Source organism: Leifsonia sp. Root4, from assembly GCF_001425085.1.
In the GTDB taxonomy this organism is placed as follows: Bacteria; Actinomycetota; Actinomycetes; order Actinomycetales; family Microbacteriaceae; genus Microterricola.
Window position 1 is genome coordinate 1,133,432 of sequence record NZ_LMDN01000001.1, and the last position, 17,456, is coordinate 1,150,887.

Annotated in this window: 16 protein-coding genes; 8 read left to right on the plus strand and 8 right to left on the minus strand. The window is 68.9% G+C overall.

What is annotated here, in order from left to right:
- Positions 1–181: 181 nt before the first annotated feature.
- From ASC66_RS05210 to ASC66_RS05225, 4 genes are all read right to left on the minus strand, one after another.
- Positions 182–700, minus strand: a complete 519-nt coding sequence (locus tag ASC66_RS05210) for an NUDIX hydrolase (RefSeq protein WP_055835545.1) — start codon at positions 698–700, stop codon at positions 182–184.
- Between the two features lie 8 nt (positions 701–708).
- Positions 709–1,662 carry an L-lactate dehydrogenase gene (locus ASC66_RS05215; protein ID WP_055835548.1) on the minus strand — a complete coding sequence of 318 codons (954 nt, stop codon included), beginning with the start codon at positions 1,660–1,662 and terminating at the stop codon, positions 709–711.
- Between the two features lie 267 nt (positions 1,663–1,929).
- Positions 1,930–5,187, minus strand: a complete 3,258-nt coding sequence (locus tag ASC66_RS05220) for an efflux RND transporter permease subunit (RefSeq protein ID WP_055835551.1) — start codon at positions 5,185–5,187, stop codon at positions 1,930–1,932.
- Positions 5,188–5,350: 163 nt separating this feature from the next.
- Positions 5,351–5,653, minus strand: coding sequence for a helix-turn-helix domain-containing protein (locus ASC66_RS05225; protein ID WP_055835554.1), 303 nt, complete (start codon positions 5,651–5,653; stop codon positions 5,351–5,353).
- 78 nt (positions 5,654–5,731) lie between these two features.
- Between ASC66_RS05225 and map the strand changes: the two genes are divergently transcribed.
- On the plus strand, positions 5,732–6,514 hold the full coding sequence (gene map / locus ASC66_RS05230) for a type I methionyl aminopeptidase (protein ID WP_055835557.1): 783 nt from the start codon (positions 5,732–5,734) through the stop codon (positions 6,512–6,514).
- Between the two features lie 26 nt (positions 6,515–6,540).
- On the opposite strand, the gene yczR is transcribed toward map, so the two are convergent.
- Positions 6,541–7,983 (minus strand): MocR-like transcription factor YczR, encoded by a 1,443-nt coding sequence (gene yczR / locus ASC66_RS05235; RefSeq protein ID WP_055835560.1) that lies wholly within the window; start codon positions 7,981–7,983, stop codon positions 6,541–6,543.
- 61 nt (positions 7,984–8,044) lie between these two features.
- On the opposite strand from yczR, the gene yczE reads away from it, so the two are divergent.
- Positions 8,045–8,800, plus strand: coding sequence for a membrane protein YczE (yczE, locus tag ASC66_RS05240; RefSeq protein ID WP_235496678.1), 756 nt, complete (start codon positions 8,045–8,047; stop codon positions 8,798–8,800).
- Positions 8,801–8,858: 58 nt separating this feature from the next.
- Positions 8,859–8,981, plus strand: coding sequence for a hypothetical protein (locus ASC66_RS18545; RefSeq protein ID WP_286145575.1), 123 nt, complete (start codon positions 8,859–8,861; stop codon positions 8,979–8,981).
- Here the strand turns inward: ASC66_RS18545 and ASC66_RS17765 are convergent.
- Positions 8,978–9,748 (minus strand): DUF4097 family beta strand repeat-containing protein, encoded by a 771-nt coding sequence (locus ASC66_RS17765; RefSeq protein WP_082492024.1) that lies wholly within the window; start codon positions 9,746–9,748, stop codon positions 8,978–8,980. The two genes, ASC66_RS18545 and ASC66_RS17765, sit on opposite strands and share 4 nt — an antisense overlap.
- Positions 9,749–9,945: 197 nt before the next feature.
- On the minus strand, positions 9,946–10,716 hold the full coding sequence (locus tag ASC66_RS05245) for a MerR family transcriptional regulator (RefSeq protein ID WP_055835561.1): 771 nt from the start codon (positions 10,714–10,716) through the stop codon (positions 9,946–9,948).
- 224 nt (positions 10,717–10,940) lie between these two features.
- Here ASC66_RS05245 and ASC66_RS05250 point away from each other — a divergent pair, with 224 nt between their 5' ends.
- Positions 10,941–11,795 (plus strand): DUF4097 family beta strand repeat-containing protein, encoded by an 855-nt coding sequence (locus ASC66_RS05250; RefSeq protein ID WP_055835564.1) that lies wholly within the window; start codon positions 10,941–10,943, stop codon positions 11,793–11,795.
- Positions 11,792–12,430 (plus strand): PadR family transcriptional regulator, encoded by a 639-nt coding sequence (locus tag ASC66_RS05255; RefSeq protein WP_055835568.1) that lies wholly within the window; start codon positions 11,792–11,794, stop codon positions 12,428–12,430. Before ASC66_RS05250 ends, ASC66_RS05255 begins: the two co-directional genes overlap by 4 nt.
- 179 nt (positions 12,431–12,609) lie before the next feature.
- Here the strand turns inward: ASC66_RS05255 and ASC66_RS05260 are convergent, their stop codons facing one another.
- Positions 12,610–12,840 (minus strand): hypothetical protein, encoded by a 231-nt coding sequence (locus ASC66_RS05260; RefSeq protein WP_055835571.1) that lies wholly within the window; start codon positions 12,838–12,840, stop codon positions 12,610–12,612.
- A 110-nt stretch (positions 12,841–12,950) separates the two neighbouring features.
- On the opposite strand from ASC66_RS05260, the gene ASC66_RS05265 reads away from it, so the two are divergent.
- From ASC66_RS05265 to ASC66_RS05275, 3 genes are all read left to right on the plus strand, one after another.
- A complete protein-coding gene (locus ASC66_RS05265; protein ID WP_082492077.1) occupies positions 12,951–13,472 on the plus strand; it encodes a MarR family winged helix-turn-helix transcriptional regulator in 522 nt (173 codons plus the stop codon).
- Between the two features lie 222 nt (positions 13,473–13,694).
- The gene (locus tag ASC66_RS05270; RefSeq protein ID WP_082492078.1) at positions 13,695–15,224 is read left to right on the plus strand and encodes a GH1 family beta-glucosidase; all 1,530 of its coding nucleotides are present in this window, start codon (positions 13,695–13,697) and stop codon (positions 15,222–15,224) included.
- A gap of 69 nt (positions 15,225–15,293) precedes the next feature.
- Positions 15,294–17,435 carry an APC family permease gene (locus tag ASC66_RS05275; RefSeq protein WP_055835574.1) on the plus strand — a complete coding sequence of 714 codons (2,142 nt, stop codon included), beginning with the start codon at positions 15,294–15,296 and terminating at the stop codon, positions 17,433–17,435.
- Positions 17,436–17,456: the final 21 nt, after the last annotated feature.

Below are 17,456 nucleotides of genomic sequence, written 5' to 3' on the forward strand. Positions count from 1 at the left end.
GAGCGTGCGCCCGGCCGGACTTTCGGGTGACACTCCGGCGCCGCTGCCCGCACTCGCAGCGTGTCGCCCGAAACACCGGCCGGCGGTACGGGGCCGGCCGACGGGCCACGGACTGGCCGGTGGGCCGGCCGGTGAATTGGCCGACGGATTGGCCGTATGAGATGGACCGCTGGCGGGTCGCTCAGCTTCCGCGCTGGAAGCGGGTCTCACCGGCGGGGCTGAGCGCGGCGCGCACCCGCTCGAGCATGTTCGCTGACATCGGCGGCAGCGCGTCGAGCGCGAACCACCCGGCGGCCGTGTTCTCGCCGTCGGCCGGGTGCGGTTCGCCGCTCACCCAGCGGCAGCGGAAGACGAGGTCGAGGTAGGCGGCCCTGTCGCCGTTCGCGTATGCGCGCTCCGGCAGCGTCTGCACCCAGGCGAGCCGCTCGACCGCGGCCACGATGTCGGCCTCCTCGAGCACCTCGCGTGCCGCGGCATCCGCGGGCTCTTCGCCGGGGTCGATGATGCCGGTCACCGGCGTCCACGCGCCGGTGTCGGCTCGCCGGACGAGCAGCACCTCCGTGCCGGATGCCGCGTCCTGCCCCGCTTCGGCGGTCGCCCGCGCTGGTTCACGCAGCACGACCGCGGTCACACCGCTCAACCAGAGCGGAGCGGTGCCGATCTTCTCGCGCAGGGTGAGCACGAAGTCCGGGGTCGCCATGCCCGCGCCTAGGAGAACAGCGCGATTGAGGAGCGGAGCGCGTCGGCGGAGCCCTGCAACAGCTCCTCCTCGCGCGCGTCCAACGAGATGTCGAGCACCCGCTGCACGCCACCGGCCCCGACGATCGACGGCACGCTGAGCGCGACGCCGTCGATGCCGCGGTAGCCGTGCAGCACGCTGGAGACCGGCAGGATGCTGCGCTCATCGCGCAGCACCGCCTCGACGATCCGCGCACCGGAGAGCCCGATCGCGTAGTTGGTCGCACCCTTGCCCGCGATGATCTTGTACGCCGCGTTGACGACGTCGTGGGTGAGCGTCTCGAGGCGCTCGCGCGGGAAGAGCACGCGGCCGGCGTCATCGGTCCACGCACCCAGCGGCGTCTGCCCGATCGTCGCCGAGGACCAGAGCGGGAACTCGCTGTCGCCGTGCTCGCCGACGATGAGCGCGTGCACGCTCTGCGGGGCGATCTGTGCGGCCTCGGCCACGAGCCAGCGCAGCCGCGCGGAGTCGAGCACGGTGCCGGAGCTGAAGATGCGCCCCGGCGGCAGTTCGGTGATGCGTTCGGCGACGGCGGTGAGCACGTCACAGGGGTTCGTCACGAGGATGAACACGGCGTTCGGCGCCAGCGCGACGAGCTGCGGCAGCATCGCCTCGAGGATACGCACGTTGACGCCCGCCAGCTCGAGGCGGGTCTGGCCGGGTTCTTGCTTCGCGCCGGCGGTGATGACGACGACATCCGAATCGGCGACCAGCTCGATGTCGCTGCCGCCGGTGATGCGCGAGGCCCCGGTGAATGGGGTGCCGTGGGCGAGGTCGAGCACCTCCGCCTCGGCCTTCGCGGTGTCGATGTCGTAGAGCACGACCTCCCTGGCCGAACCGCGGATCAGGGCGGCATAGGCGAGGGATGAGCCGACACTTCCGGCCCCGACGATGGTGAGCTTGGTGCTGCGAGCGAGCGTCATACCCTCAGTATTGCCGAAAGCGCGGCGCGCAGCGCCGCGAAAGGCGGCAGCCCCTAGCCACGCAATCTCAGGACCCACAAGCGATGCTGGCGCGGTTCGGACGTCACTCGGCGGGAATCAGCTCCGGGTTTCGACAGGCTCAACCAGCGGGGGCGGCTCAACCAGCGGGGGCGGCTCAACCAGCGGGGACCCGCTGTGCGCCGGAGGTCCGGCGCGCAACGCGGCAACCGGCGCAGATCGCCGGTCGCCGCGTTCCGCGGACGCACGCTACTCGGTCAGCGGGGCGCCGGCAGCCACGGCATCCGGGGCCTCGGGCTCCTGCTGCGCTTCGGCAGCAGCGGCCCTGCGGAGCTTGCGCTTCTCCCGGCCGCCCTCGACGAGCGAGTACAGCACCGGCAGCACGATCAGGGTGAGCACGGTCGAGGACACGAGTCCGCCGATCACGACAACCGCGAGCGGCTGCGAGATGAAGCCGCCGTGGCCAGTGATGCCGAGCGCCATCGGCAGCAAGGCGAAGATCGTCGCGAGTGCCGTCATGAGGATCGGGCGCAGACGCCTCGACGAGCCGTGCACGAGGGCGTCGCGCACCTTCATGCCGCGATCGCGGTACTGGTTCACGAGGTCGACGAGCACGATCGCGTTCGTCACCACGATTCCGATGAGCATGAGCACACCGATGAGCGATGCGACGCCGAGCGGGATGCCGGTGATCACCTGCAGCGCGATGGCGCCGGTCGCCGCGAACGGCACCGAGACGAGCAGTAGCAGCGGCTGCAGCAGCGAGCGGAACGTCGCCACCATCACGATGTAGACGATCAGGATCGCGACGAGCAGCGCGAGCCCGAGCTGCGAGAACGCGTCGCTCTGGTCGGCCGTGACGCCGCCGAGCGTCGCCGTCGTTCCGTCCGGGATGTCGGCCGTCGCGATCGCCGCGGTGACCTCACTGTTGGCCGTGCCGAGGTCGTCGCCGTTCGGGGTTGCGGTGACCGTCGCGCTGCGAAGCCCCTGCACCGTGGTGATGGATGCCGGGCCCTCAAGCTCGGCCACGGTCGCCAGCGTGTCGAGGCGCACCGGTCCGGTGACCGTCGGGATCTCGAGCGCGGACAGCGCCTCGATGGTCGTCGGCGGGTTGGCCGAGGCGATGTAGATCGTGAGCGTCGTCTCGTCGATCACGATCGAGCCGGACTGCCGGGGCTGCATCGCCTGGGAGACGACGCTGCCGAGTGCGACCTCGCTGTAGCCCGCGGCCGCGGCCTCGTCACGGTTCACCTCGACGCCGATGTACGCCCGCGACTCGGAGAGGTTCGTGCTGGTCTGCGAGATCGAATCCAGCTCGTCCAGAGCGCCCTTGATGTCGTCGGTCGCCTGCTGCAGATCGGCGGCGTTCGACGCGGTGATGTCGACCTCGATGTCGCTGGAGGCGCCGAAGCCGCTTGAGGCGGCGATCGTGATCTCGCCGACATCCGAGAGCTCGTCGAGCTCCGTGCGCACCTCGGCCTGGATGGCCTCGTTGTCTGCGCCGTCCTCGGTGGTGATCGAGTAGGTGATCGTCGAGCCGCCGCCACCGCCGAAGGCCGCGGAGAGCCCGCTGCCGCCGCCGATCGAGGTCTGCACGATCTCGATGCCCTCGGTCTCGCGCAACACCTGCTCGACATCGGTGGATGCGGTGTCGAGCGCGGCCAGGCTGGTGCCGATCGGCAGCTCCTGGCTCACCTGGAAGGTGTTCTGGCCGGAGGATCCGAGGAAGTTCGTCTTCATCAGCGGCACCATGGCGATCGTCGCGCCGAGCACGAGCACGGCGACGAGCAGGGTCGCGACACCGTGGTTCAGCGTCCAGCGGATCACCGGCAGGTAGCCCTGCTGCAGGCGGGACGGGTGCTCGAGCTCATCGATTCCGGTCTCATCCGCCAGCGCCTCGGTCGAGAGGTCGGCGTGCTTGTGCGCCTGCGACGGCTTGAGGAACCAGTAGGCGAGCACGGGGACGATCGTCAGCGAGACGAGCAGCGAGGCGAGCAGCGCGATCGTGACGGTGAGCGAGAACGGCCGGAACAGCTCGCCCGTCACCCCCTCGACCATGGCGATCGGCACGAACACGGCCACCGTTGTGATGGTCGAGGCGGTGATCGCTCCGGCCACCTCCTTGACGGCCTTGACGATCGTCGCCGCCTTGTCCTGCCCGGCGACGAGGTGTCTCTTGATGTTCTCGATCACGACGATGGAGTCATCGACGACGCGACCGATCGAGATGGTGAGCGCGCCGAGGGTCAGGATGTTGAGGGTGTAGTCGGCGGCCTGCAGTCCGATGAACGTGATCATCACCGAGGTCGGGATCGAGATCGCGGTGACGAGGGTGGCGCGCACAGAGAGCAGGAACAGCAGGATGACCATGATCGCGAAGAACAGGCCGAGCATGCCCTCGACGGCGAGCGACTCGATCGACTGCTCGATGAACGGCGCCTGGTCGAAGACGACGGTGAAGGTGGCGCCCGGGTTCGTGGAATCGAGCGAGCTCTGCAGGGACGGCAGCATGTCGCGCACGGCGTTGGACACGTCGACGGTGTTGGCGGCCGGGAGCTTGGTGATCGCGATGGTGAGCGCCGGCTCGCCGTCGACGCGGGAGATGCTGGCGGCCGGGTTGTCCTCGAGCGCGACGGTTGCCACATCGGCGATCGTGGTCGGCAGCGGCACCCGGGGTGCCGCGGCCGCGGCTCCGACTCCGGCTGCGCCGAAGCCCTGCGCTGCGGCATCCGCCAGCGCTTCGGGGTCGACCGGGGCCGCCTCTGTGGCACCCAGCACCGGCAGCGCGGTGAGCTCATCGAGCGTGGTGATGCGCGAACCGGTCTGCACCGAGAAGGTCTTGTCCTCCTCGGTGATGGTGCCGGCCGGCAGCAGCACGCCGTTCTGCTGCAGCGCATCGGTGATGGCGCTCACGCTGATGCCGCGGGCGGCGAGCTCGTCTGCGTTCGGTGTGATGGTGACGCGCTGGCCGACCTTGCCGACAATGGTCGCTTCGCGCACGCCGTCGATGTCTTGCAGCTCGCCGAGCGTGGTCCGCGAGATCTCGTCGGACAGCGCGCTGACATCGTCGACGCCGGTGACGGCCACCTGGATGACGGGGAAGTCGTCGAGGCTGAGTGCGAGCACCTGCGGGTCGACGTCACTCGGCAGGGTGCTCGAGATGCGATTGACCGCGCTCAGCAGCTTCTGCTCGGCGAAGGCCATGTCGGTGCCGTAGGTGAAGGACGCACTGACGACCGAGACGCCGGTCGAGCTCGACGTCGACGTCGACTCGAGGCCCGTGACGCCCTGGATGGCCGTTTCGATCGGGGTCGAGACGTCGTCATTGACCACGTCGGGCGATGCACCGGGGTACTGCGTCATGATCGCCAGCTGCGGGAAGGCGATCGACGGCGCGAGCTCCTGCTTGAGGCTGGTGAGTGCGATACCGCCGAAGATCATCACGACGACGGTGACGAGGGCGATGAGCGCGCGGTTCTTCATGGAGAGCGCAGCAAGAAGGTGCATTGCGCCATTCTCTCAGTGCTACGAGGCGTTGCGTTTCACCGAGCTCTGAATCTGCTCACGGATGCCAGCGACCCCGCGGGTTGAGCCCCGCTGGTCGAGCGTGTCGAGCCCCGCTGGTTGAGCTTGTCGAAACCCCAACCCGTCGGACTCCACTGACTCTGGCCTACGACGCCAAGCGTTCACGGGTGGCGCGACGAGAACCGGACGGCTCGACATCGCATTCCGGCTTGTTGATCTCTGCCCACACCTCATCGAGGGAGAGGCCGAGCACCGCGGCGATCGCAGCAATGGTCGGGAATGCGGGGGTCGCGACGCGACCGGATTCAATCTTCCGCAGGGTCTCGGGCGAGACTCGGGCATCGAGCGCGGTCTCGAGCATCGAACGCTGCCCCCTGGCACGACGCAAGAGGGCGCCCAAGCGCACTCCACGCGCGACCTCTGCGGGCGAGAGCGGCAATCGGACCATGACATCGATTGTAGTACCGGGATAACATTACCGGTATTGTTATTGGCCACCGTGACCACCACCTCCGAAAGGCAACGCATGATCGAGATCTTGAGCCCCACCCAACTGGCCAGAGCACGGGAGACGGGCGCCGTGGTCGCCGACATCCTGCAGCTGGTGAAGAGCCGCAGCACTGTCGGCACGAACCTCCTCGACATCGACAGCTGGGCGCAGACAATGATCGCCGAGGCCGGTGCGGCGTCCTGCTACGTCGACTACGCACCGTCCTTCGGGCGCGGACCATTCGGCCACTACATCTGCACGGCGGTCAACGACGCCGTGCTGCACGGTCTTCCGCATGACTACGCACTCGCCGATGGCGATCTGCTGACGCTCGACCTCGCGGTCTCCCTGGGCGGAGTGGCCGCAGATTCCGCCATCAGTTTCATCGTGGGTGACGCGCAGCCCCCGGAATCGGTCGCGCTGATCGCCGCGACCGAGCGCGCGCTGAGCGCAGGGATCGCCGCAGCGACACCCGGCGCCCGCATCGGCGACATCTCTCACGCCATCGGCTCCGTGCTGGGCGACGCCGGCTACCCGATCAACACGGAGTTCGGCGGCCACGGCATCGGGTCGACGATGCATCAGGATCCGCACGTGTCGAACACCGGCCGGCGCGGCCGTGGCTACACGCTGCGCCCGGGATTGCTCCTGGCCCTGGAGCCGTGGGTCATGACAGACACCGCGACGCTCATCACCGACCCCGACGGGTGGACGCTCCGAAGCGCGACAGGCTGCCGCACCGCACACAGCGAGCACACAATCGCCATCACCGATGACGGAGCCGAGATACTCACTCTGCCGACGCAGCCGCGCTCCTGAGCCCAGCACTCGAACGATGGGTGCGACTACACCACGTCGGCGAGGTAGCCGGTGTCTGGCACCGGATGCCGCAGCAGCGAGCCCCAGGCGAGGGCGAGGGCGTCGACGGCACGCGTCGTCTCCTCGGCCGAGTAGCTGATCGGCAGGCGCAGGAAGCGCTCGAAGGCACCGTCGATGCCGAAACGCGGCCCGGCCGCGATGAGCAGGCCGTGGTTGCGGGCGGCGAGCGCGAGCTGTGAGCTGACGGGCGAGCCGAGGTTGACCCAGGTCGCGAGGCCGCCGTGCACGTGCGGCACCTCCCACTCGGGGAAGCGGCCGGCCAGCAGCTGCTCGATGTGGTCGCGCCCGGCGCGCAGCTGCTCCCTGCGGAGCTCGAGGATGCGCGGCATGTCGGGCAGCAGCTCGGTCACGATGAGCTGCTCGAGGATCGGGGTGCCGAGGTCGCCGGGAGCGCGCAGCCCGACGAGCTTGCGGATCAGGGGGCGCTCGGCACGGATCCAACCGACGCGGAGCCCACCCCACACCGTCTTGCCGACGGAGCCGACGAGCACCGCGTCGCCGTACGCCGCCATCGGCAGCGGGCTGCCGAGCCGATCGATGTCGAGCTCCGCCGTCGTCTCGTCGGCCACGATCACGGTGCCCTGCCTGGCTGCGGCGGCGAGAATGCGCTCGCGCTGCTCCGCGCCGAGCGAGCGCCCGGTCGGATTGTGGAAGTCGGGCATGATGTAGCCCATCGCCGGATTGGCCTGCCGGATCGCCTGCTCGAAGGCCGCGGTCTCGGCCGCGGGCGAGGCGGTATCCGGGCCCCTCGATTCGGGGATCGAGCTCACAGGGACGAGCCGGGCACCGGCCGCGCGTAGCGCCTCGTAGGCGTGCGGGTAGGTCGGCTGCTCGATCAGCGCGCGATCCCCGCGGCCGATGAGGGCGCGGGAGAGCAGCGCGATCGCGTGCTGGGCACCGATCGTGACCATGATCTGCTCCGGCGCGGTCGGCAGGCCGCGGGCCGTGTAGCGCTCGGCGATGGCCGCGCGCAGCTCCGGCGTGCCGATCGGGTCGAAGCCGGCGCCGCCGAGGTGGCGGGGCAGTTCTTCGACGCCGCGTCGGCTCGCGTCGACGAGCCACGGCAGGGCGGGCATCGCCGCTTTGCTGAGGTCGAGGTAGCCGCGGTCTCCCGGCACCGACAGCATGGCCGGGCTGCCCTGCAGCCGGGCGACACTGCCCGAGCCGCGCACGCTCTGCAGGAAGCCGAGCTCGCGCAGCTGCCGATAGGCCGCGGTGACGGTGGTGCGACTGAGGCCGAGGTGCTCGGCGAGCTCGCGCTCGGCGGGCAGGCGGGTGTCCACGGGGATGCGTCCGTCGATGGTGAGGAGACGGATCCGATCGGCGAGCGCCGTGTAGGCGGAGCCGCCCTCGCGCCACTCGCCGAGGAGGGCTGTGAGGGTGCGGGCGCTGAGTTGAGCATCAACCATGAGGCCACTTTAGGCGAATTGGCTATTGGATGGAAGGCCAATTGTGCAATTGGATATAAGAGTGGCTCCTTCAACTACTCCCCTCGTGCCCGTGACCGGGCGTCTCCCCCGGCGCTTCGTGCAGCTCTTCGTCGGACTCTTCCTCTATGGCATCGGCATCGCGCTGATCGTGCGCGGCGAGATCGGCGCCGCCCCCTGGGACGTGTTGACGCAGGGCATCGGCATCCACACCGGGCTCAGCTTCGGCCTCATCACGGTGCTCACCAGCGCCGTGGTGTTGCTGCTCTGGATCCCGCTGCGACAGAAGCCCGGCATCGGCACCGTGCTGAACGCACTGCTCGTCGGGCCGTCGGCCGACATCGGCCTCGCGCTGATCCCCAGCGGACTCGACCTCTGGGCGCGCATCCTGCTCTTCGTCGCCGGGCTGCTCGTGCTCGCCATCGCCACGGGCCTCTACATCGGCGCGCACTTCGGCCCCGGCCCCCGCGACGGCCTGATGACGGGCCTGAATGCCCGCACCGGCTGGGCGATCTGGAAGGTGCGCACCGGCATCGAGCTCACCGTCGTCACCCTCGGCTGGATCCTCGGCGGCAACGTCGGCCTCGGCACCGCGGCATTCGCGCTGCTCGTCGGCCCGCTCTGCCAGTGGGCGATTCCGTTCTTCGCCGTGAAACCGCGGGCGACGGATGCCGCAGCGGTCCCGCCCGGCCCCGACGCCGAGACCGAGCGGGAGCGTGACGTCGAGGCCGTGCTGGAGGCCGAGCTCGAGGGTAGCGCCACCCCGTCGAGTCCGCAGCTGGACTCACCCGCGAACTGAAACCGGCGCCGGCCCGAGCACCGAGCCGACGTCATCCGCATGTGAAAGGAGCCACCCCATGATCGTCTTCCTCGGCCTCATCGCGCTTCTCGCCGCGTGGGCAATCCTCGCCACCGTGCTCGTCGCGCGTCGCGACGGATACCGCGCAACGCCCGATCGCTCGAACGGCCCGCGGGGCTAGTCGTCGTCGCTGCTGCTGGCGCGATCCCGGACCGTGATGGACCCGTTCGACGTGCCAAGGTCGAGCAGGAACTCGCCGTTCGGATCGCTCGCGATGTCGATGTTCTTGCCGCCGTTCGACGTCTCGGCGACGACCTCGTAGTCGCCGGCCGGAACGCGCAGGATGATCGCTCCGTTGGAGGTGTTGGCCCGCACGTCCTGAGGGGTCGCGAGCTCCAGGTCGATGGCGCCGTTCGACGTCTTGGCGATGATGCCGTCTCCGCTCAGGCCGCTGCCCTCGATGCGGCCATTGCTCGTGCCGACCTCCACGCGTCCGGTCACGTCCTCCAACTCGATGCGGCCATTGCTCGTGCTCACCTCGACGTTGTTCACCTCGCTGAGTTCGATCGAGCCGTTCTCGGTTTGGCCGCTCACATCCACGCCTGCCGGGAGCTCGATCGAGTACTCGACCGTGCATCGGCGGCCGCATCCACTGAGCACCAGCTCATCGCCGTTGACCTCGTAGGTGGTCCCGATATCGCGCTTGGCGCCCCAGTACTTGATCTCGCGCTCGATGTGGATGCCGGTTGCGGCCATCTCCCCGCTGATGCTGACGCTCCCGGTGGGATCGTCGATGCGCACGCTGGTGACGGTGGTGTCGCTGAGGGTCGTCTCGTCGCCCATGCCGTGGGCCGGCAGCAGCGCGCATCCGCTCAGGATCGTCGCGCCGATCGCGAGGCCGGCAACGGCCCCACTGATGCGAGTTGCGGTTCGGATGGTGGTGCGCATGAGTGTTCTCCCTGTCGTGGCCGCCCGATCGAGCGCCGAAGTTCTACACTCACGACGGTAGTAACCCGGGCGGCAGCTGTCACGGGGGCTTCCCCCCGAAGCACGGTTGGGGCTGCCCCACACACAGGCGCTCGGGTTCCGGATGCCGCGGCGTGCGGCATCCGGAACCCGAGCGTTCTCGCCCGGCGCTGCTCTGCCTAGAGCTCGCGCTCCGCGAATACGGTCAGCGCGTCGCGCACGAACTCGGCTCCGGATTGCCCGCCGTAGTTGGCGCCGAAGCGCTCGTCGGCCACATACATCTCGGCCAGGCCGAGCAGATAGGCCTTGGGCGGTCCGCTTGCGCCGCCGGTCGTTCCGCCGCCCGGGGTGCCCGGAATGCCGCGCAGCCACTCGACGTGGCGGCGCGCCAGGGCCTGCGCCTCCGCGCTGTCCGCAGCGACGCCGCTAGTCGCGGCCGCGCTCCAGTCGGCGGCGAGCTGCCGTTGCCGCTCCTGCCACCCGGCCTTCTGCTCTGCTGTCATCGAGCGCCACCACGCGTCACTCTTCGCGTAGGCATCCGCGCCCCAGCGCTGCTCGACCTCCTCTTTGTACTGGGTGTGGTCGAATCCATCGAACATGTTCTCTGCCATCAGTTGTTCACCTCCCTCCAAGGTCTCTATCGTCAGTTCCACCGACGCGATCTGCCGCGCCAGTCGGTCTTGCTCCTGCCGCAGCCAGTCGAGGTGGCCGTGCAGGGCGTGCCTCTCGTCACGCTCGTTGTCGAGCACGTCGGCGATCGCTGGCAACCCCAACCCGAGTTGACGCAGCAGCAAGATGCGCTGCAATCGCACGAGCGCGGCCTCGTCGTAGTGCCGATAGCCGTTGGAGCCGATGCTGCTCGGCCGCAGTAGGCCCGTCTCGTCGTAGTGGCGCAGTGTGCGGCTCGTCGTTCCGGCGAGCTTCGCGATCTCCTGAATCGACCAGTGCATGTCTCCCTCTCCGGCCCGTGCGCCTGCGCGCTGTGTGCCGCCACTGACAACCGTAGAAGTTGACGTTGCGTCAATGTCAAGTGCACGGCGCATTCTGGGCTCAGGCTTTTTGCAGCGGGGAACCTTGACGAACGGCGGGACGCGATATATCGTGAATCTCAGCACAACGCGATATATCGCGTATGCATCGGTTTCGGCATCCGCCACATACAAGGAGACAACTAATGGCAATCGAGAAATGGCTCATTCAGCCAGGCGAGAGCAAGGTCATCGACCTGGAGTTCGTGCGCAGCCTCAAGGTGGGCATGATCGGCGGCAAGATCGACGTCATCGCACACGACGAGTCGAGCGCGCGCGTCGAGGTGCACTCGGTCACCGGCAAGGAACTCAAGGTGGAGATCGACGGCGACCGCCTCGAGATCGACCACCCCCAGCTGCGCTGGGACAACTTCCTCGACGTGTTCAAGGGCTTCACCGGTAGCGCAAAGGCCGAGGTGAGCGTGCTCGTGCCGCGCGATGTCGCGATCAAGCTCGGTGTCGTCTCGGCGGAGGCCCTCGTCTCTGGATTCGCGAGCGACGCCAAGCTCAGCACCGTGACCGGCGACGTCGTCGTCGACCACGTGATCGGCGACCTCGACGTGAACACGGTCAACGGTGAGGTCTCGGTCGGCAACCACACCGGTCGCATCAACGTCAACACGGTCTCGGGTGACGTCGTCGCCAGCGGGTCCATCACGCGCTTCAGCGCCGACGGGGTCTCGGGCAACATGATCCTCGACGTCGTTGGAACGCCGTCGGAGATCAACACGAACACCGTCTCGGGCGACCTCACGGTGCGCCTGGACGCCGGCCCCGGCGAGCGCTACCGCGTCAACACCGTCGCGGGAACCGTGTTCCTCGACGACACGACATTCAAGGGAACCCTCGGCAAGGGCTTCGAGCGCGTGATCGGCGAACTCTCCGGCAGTTGGCTCGATCTGCAGGCCAACTCGGTCTCCGGCAACATCTCGATCGTGCGGCGCGGCGCCACGGCCCCCGTCGACTTCACGGTCTCGAGCGAAGGCGAGGCATCGGCATGACCCCGCCGGTTTTCGCCCACGGCAACCTGCGCCTGTACCTGCTCTCGCTCCTGGCAGAGCAGCCGCGGCACGGCTACGAGCTGATCCAGGCATTGAGCGACCGCTTCGGCGGCAGCTACATCCCGAGCGCCGGCACGATCTACCCGCGCTTGTCCAAGCTCGAGGAGGAGGGGCTGGTGACCAAGGAGAGCGACGGCCGCAAGACCACGTACTCGATCACGGATGCCGGCCGGGCCGAGCTTGAGGCACGGCGCGGCGAGCTCGATTCGATCGAAGACGCGATGACCGACTCGGTGCGGCGCATCGCCGACGAGGTGCGCGCCGGCGTCAATGACGCCATGCGCAGCCTGCGCGCCGACCTGGCGAGCGCCGCGCGTGACGCCAAGCGCGGAGGCAAGACCGAGTCGGCGAAGAGCGCGTTCACAGCCGGATCGAGCCAGCAGCAGCACATCGACTCGAACCGCGCGGTGCACGATGCCGAGATGGCGATCACGCAGTTCCGCCAGGTGCTCCGCACGGAGCTCCGCACCCAAGCGGCCCGCTCGCGGGTATCGCCGGAGGCGGCGATTCTGCTGCGCCAGCGGCTCGAGGCAGTGCAGGCCGAAATGCTCAGCCTGCTGCGTTCAACACCGTGACGCGCAGCGTCGCGGCGGCGCCCACAGCGTAGGGCCGCGCGCCCGAAGCGGTGGCGCCGGTTCTCACGCTGGCTCGAGGGAGCAGCCGAGGAGCGAGGCAGCCCCCGAAGCCCGGACAGGGCCGGAAACGGCCGGAAACGGCCGGCGCGATCAAGCCGTGCTGGGCTTCGCGCAGAGGATCAGCTGGGGCGCGGGCAGTACAGCTGCGTGCGCTCGCCGGACCGGTCGATCTCGTGCTCGGACATCGGCACTCCGCAGAGCGGGCAGAGCTTCGGCGCCGGCACGGCCGGCGGCGTCTCGTTGTACGGACCCAGCGGGGGCGGGCCGATGTAGGGCACGAGCTTGCGGTTCAGTTTGTCGAAGAGACCCGCGAGCTTGCCGCCCGTACCTTCATCTTTGCTTCGTGCCATAATGATTAGTGTACTAAGTAAGTCGCCGTCCCTCAAACCAGGGCGGCGGTGAGGCAGAGGCGGCTCCAGATGAACGGCACATGCTCCAAATGAACGGCACAATGAACCACATGATCAACGAGACGGTGAACGGCACCACGAGTGGGCCCGCTGGTGCGGGCGCCGCGGCATCCGTCGACCCGGCATCGCTCGAGGCGGGAACCGTCGACCTGCTCGCACTCGAGAGCCAGGTCTGCTTCGGGCTCGCCGTCGCCGCCCGCGGCGTGATCGGCGCCTACCGGCCGATCCTCGAACCGCTCGGGCTCACGCACCCGCAGTACCTCGTGATGCTCGCGCTCTGGCAGGCGAGCCCCCGCACCGTCCGCGACCTCGGAGAGGCGCTGCAGCTGGAGCCAGCCACCCTCTCCCCCCTGCTCAAGCGACTCGAGGCGGCCGGGTACATCACGCGGGCCCGCAACGCCAACGATGAGCGCGCCCTCGACATCACGCTCACGGATGCCGGCCGCGCACTGCGCGAGCAGGCGCTCGGGATCCCCCCGCAGGTGATCAAGCGTCTCGGCATGAGCCTCGACGAGCTCGCGACCCTGCGCGCGACGCTGGCGCGCGTGATCGAGGCGGTCGGCGCCGAGTAGGCGCATCACCCGATGCGCCCAGGCGACTCTGCCTGCGCCCGCGCCGCGTCCGCGTCCGCCGCCTGAATCGTTCCAGAGTGCAGAAATCGCGCTCTTCGGCACGATATGTGCGCAATTTCTGCACTCTCGGTGAGCGGCGGGGCACTCGGGGCCCCGCACGAATTCCGGGCCAATCGGAGGATGACGGTGTACGAAACGCGCCGACTGGCGAACAATGGGCTCATGAGCACGAACTCTGGCGACGAGCGCCGTGCGGACGCGGCGGCGGCACAGGCCGCACCGGCTGCACCACGAGCGGCACGGACGGCTGCCCCAAGTGCCAACACCGCGCGCGCCGCGGGAACCGTCCGCCCCTTCCCGCCCGGGTTCCTCTTCGGTGCGGCGACGGCGGCCTACCAGATCGAGGGCGCCGCCCACCGGGACGGCCGCACCGACTCCATCTGGGACGCATTCTGCCGCGTGCCCGGCGCGGTGATCAACGGCGACTCCGGCGAGGACGCGTGCGAGCACTACGACCGCTATCGCGAGGACGTGGCCGTGATGAAGGAGCTCGGCCTGCAGACCTACCGCTTCTCCAGCTCGTGGTCACGGGTGCGTCCAGACGGCGGCGCCGTGAACCCCCTGGGCGTCGACTTCTACTCGCGGCTGACCGACGAACTGCTCGGCGCCGGCATCCGCCCCTGGCTCACGCTCTACCACTGGGATCTGCCGCAGGCCATCGAGGAGGACGGCGGCTGGACGAACCGCGACACCGCCTACCGCTTCCGCGACTACGCGCTCAGCATGCACGACGCCCTCGGCGACCGCGTGCCGGTGTGGACGACGCTCAACGAGCCGTGGTGCTCGAGCTTCCTCAGCTACACCGCCGGCGCCCATGCCCCCGGCCGGCAGAGCCCGGAGCAGGGCCTCGCCGCCGCCCACCACCTCCTGCTCGCCCACGGCCTCGCGATCGAGGCACTGCGGGAGCGCGATGCCTCCCTCGAGCTCGGCATCACCCTCAACCTCACCGTGGCCAAGCCGGTCGATCCGGCGAGCGCCGGCGATCTCGATGCCGCCCGCCGCATCGATGCCCAGTTCAACCGGGTCTTCCTCGACCCCATCTTCCGCGGCAGCTACCCAGAGGACTTCCTCGAGGACGTCACCGGGCTCGGCCTGGAGACGTACGTCAAGGAGGGCGATCTCGCCCAGATCGCGCAGCCGATCGACTCGCTCGGCGTCAACTACTACCACGGCGAGTTCGTCAGCGACCGGCCGGCCGCGCACCCCCTCGTCGGCGACGCCCCGACGACAAGGCAGACCCGCTCGCCGTTCCCCGCCGCCGACGGCGTCTTCAACCACCCGCAGGGGCTACCGCTGACCGCCATGGAGTGGGAGGTGCAGCCCGACGGCCTGCGCGAACTCCTGGTCGAGGTGGAGGCCGAGTACAGCGGCCCGGCCCGCGTCAAGCTCTACGTCACCGAGAACGGCGCGGCCTACGACGATGTGGTGGCGGATGACGGCACGGTGCCCGACCCGGGGCGCACCGAGTTCCTGCGCGAGCACCTCGGCGCCGTGCTCGACGCCATCGACGAGGGCGTCGACGTGAAGGGCTACTTCTACTGGTCGCTGCTCGACAACTTCGAGTGGGCCTGGGGCTACGAGAAGCGCTTCGGGATCGTCCGCGTCGACTACGACAGCCAGCAACGCACCATCAAAGAGAGCGGCCACGAGTACCGCCGGATCATCGCCGCGAGGGCCCTGAACGCACACTGAGAATGTGCGCCGTTAGGAATCCGTTAGGGCGCGCCCTGCTCGGCATTCTCGGGCGTAGGCTCTCCAGCCGTGACGAACGACACACCTGAGGCACCGGCAGAGCTGCGCTCGGCAAAACACTGGATCATCGGGGAACCTCTTCCCAGCGAGAAGCTCGAGGGGCAGCTGCTGCCCAAGCACCTCGCCCTCCCGATCTTCGCGAGCGACCCCCTCTCCTCCGTGGCGTACGCGCCGCAGGAACTGCTGATGATCCTGATGATCGGCGGGCTCGCCTTCCTGAGCTTCGCCCCGTGGGTCGCCGTTGCCGTGATCGTGCTCCTCGTCACGGTCGTCGCGAGCTATCGGCAACTGATCAAGGCCTACCCCTCCGGCGGCGGCGACTACGAGGTGGCGCACCGTAACCTCGGCGAGAAGGCCGGCCTCGTCGTGGCATCCGCCCTGCTCGTGGACTACGTGATGACCGTCGTCGTCTCTGTGGCATCCGGCGTTGACAACATCATCTCGGCCATCCCAGAGCTCAACCCCTTCCGGGTGGAACTCGCGATCGTCTTCGTCATCATCCTCGCCGCGATCAACCTCCGCGGGGTCAGCGAGTCGAGCAAGGCCTTCGCGATCCCGACGTACCTGTTCATCAGCAGCGTCGCGCTCATGATCGTCACCGGCCTCGTGCGCACCGTCTTCGGCGATGCCCCGGTGGCCGAGTCCGCCGCGCACGGGGTACAGGCCGAACAGCTGACGCAGGCCGCCGTCATCCTGCTGCTGCTGCGCTCCTTCGCCAGCGGATGCAGCGCGCTCACCGGCGTTGAGGCGATCTCCAACGGCGTGCCGGCGTTCCGCATGCCCAAGGTCAAGAACGCCCAGCGCACCCTGGTGCTGATGGGCGGCATCGCCATCGTGCTGTTCGCCGGCCTCACCGCGCTCGCGCTGATCTCGCAGGTGCACTACGCGGAGGACGCCTGTCACCTGATCGGCTTCGCCGACTGCGAGACCCAGCCGCAACGCAGCCTCATCGCCCAGGTCGCCGCCGCCACCTTCGGCAACAACTCGATCCTGTTCTTCGTGATCCAGGCGGCGACGGCGCTCGTGCTGCTGCTCGCCGCCAACACCGCGTTCAACGGCTTCCCGCTGCTCGGCTCGGTGCTCGCGAAGGACGGCTACGCGCCGAAGTCGCTCAGCACCCGCGGCGACCGGCTGATCTACTCGAACGGCGTGCTGCTGCTGGCCCTGGCCGCCGTCGTGATCCTCGCGGTGTTCCAGGCGAACCTCACCGTGCTGATCCAGCTCTACATCATCGGCGTCTTCGTCTCCTTCACGCTCGGCCAGACCGGCATGGTCGTGCACTGGCTGCGCGAGCTGAAGAAGCCGGGCTCCGACCGCGGTGCCATCTGGCGGGGCCTCAGCATCAATGCCGTCGGCGCGGCCATGACGGCCGTGGTGCTGCTGGTCGTCACCATCACCAAGTTCACGCACGGCGCCTGGCTGGTCTTCCTGATGATGCCGATCCTGTTCCTGCTGATGCTCGGTGTGAACCGCTACTACCGCGACGTCGCGACGGAGATCGAGGTCGATCCGGTCACGACCTTCGGCTCGCAGGGCGACCACGCCATCGTGCTCGTCGGCAACATGCAGAAGCCCGTGCTCAAGGCACTCGACTACGCCATCGCGGCCCGCCACGAATCGCTGGAGGCCGTGCACGTCTCGCTCGACGACGCGCAGACGAAGCAGCTGAAGAAGGACTGGGTGCGCATGAACATCCAGGTGCCGCTGCGCGTGCTGAGCTCGCCGTACCGCGACCTCAGCCTCCCACTGATCCAGCACGTGAAGTCCCGCCGCGAGGAGCACGGCTCCGAGGTGACGACCATTTACATGCCGCAGTACATCGTCGGGCACTGGTGGGAGGGGCTGCTGCACAACCACAAGGCCCGCCGCGTGCGCCAGAAGCTCATGATGGTGCACGGCGTGACGATCGCCCTCGTGCCCTGGCTGCTGGACTCCAGCGAGCTGATCTACGGACGCCGCTCGCGCCCCGTCCCCGGCCAGGACCGCCGCGGCGAGCCAGTGCGCCCCGTCCCGCGCAAGCCGATCGCACCGGCGACGGTCGCCGATGGGCGTCCGCAGCCGCGCACCGGCTCGACGGCCACCGCCGTGCACCCGGGTGCGGCTCCGACGACGTCCCGCCCCTCGGCGTCGCGCCGCAAGAAGCGCAAGTAGCCGCATCCGCTGATTGAGCCT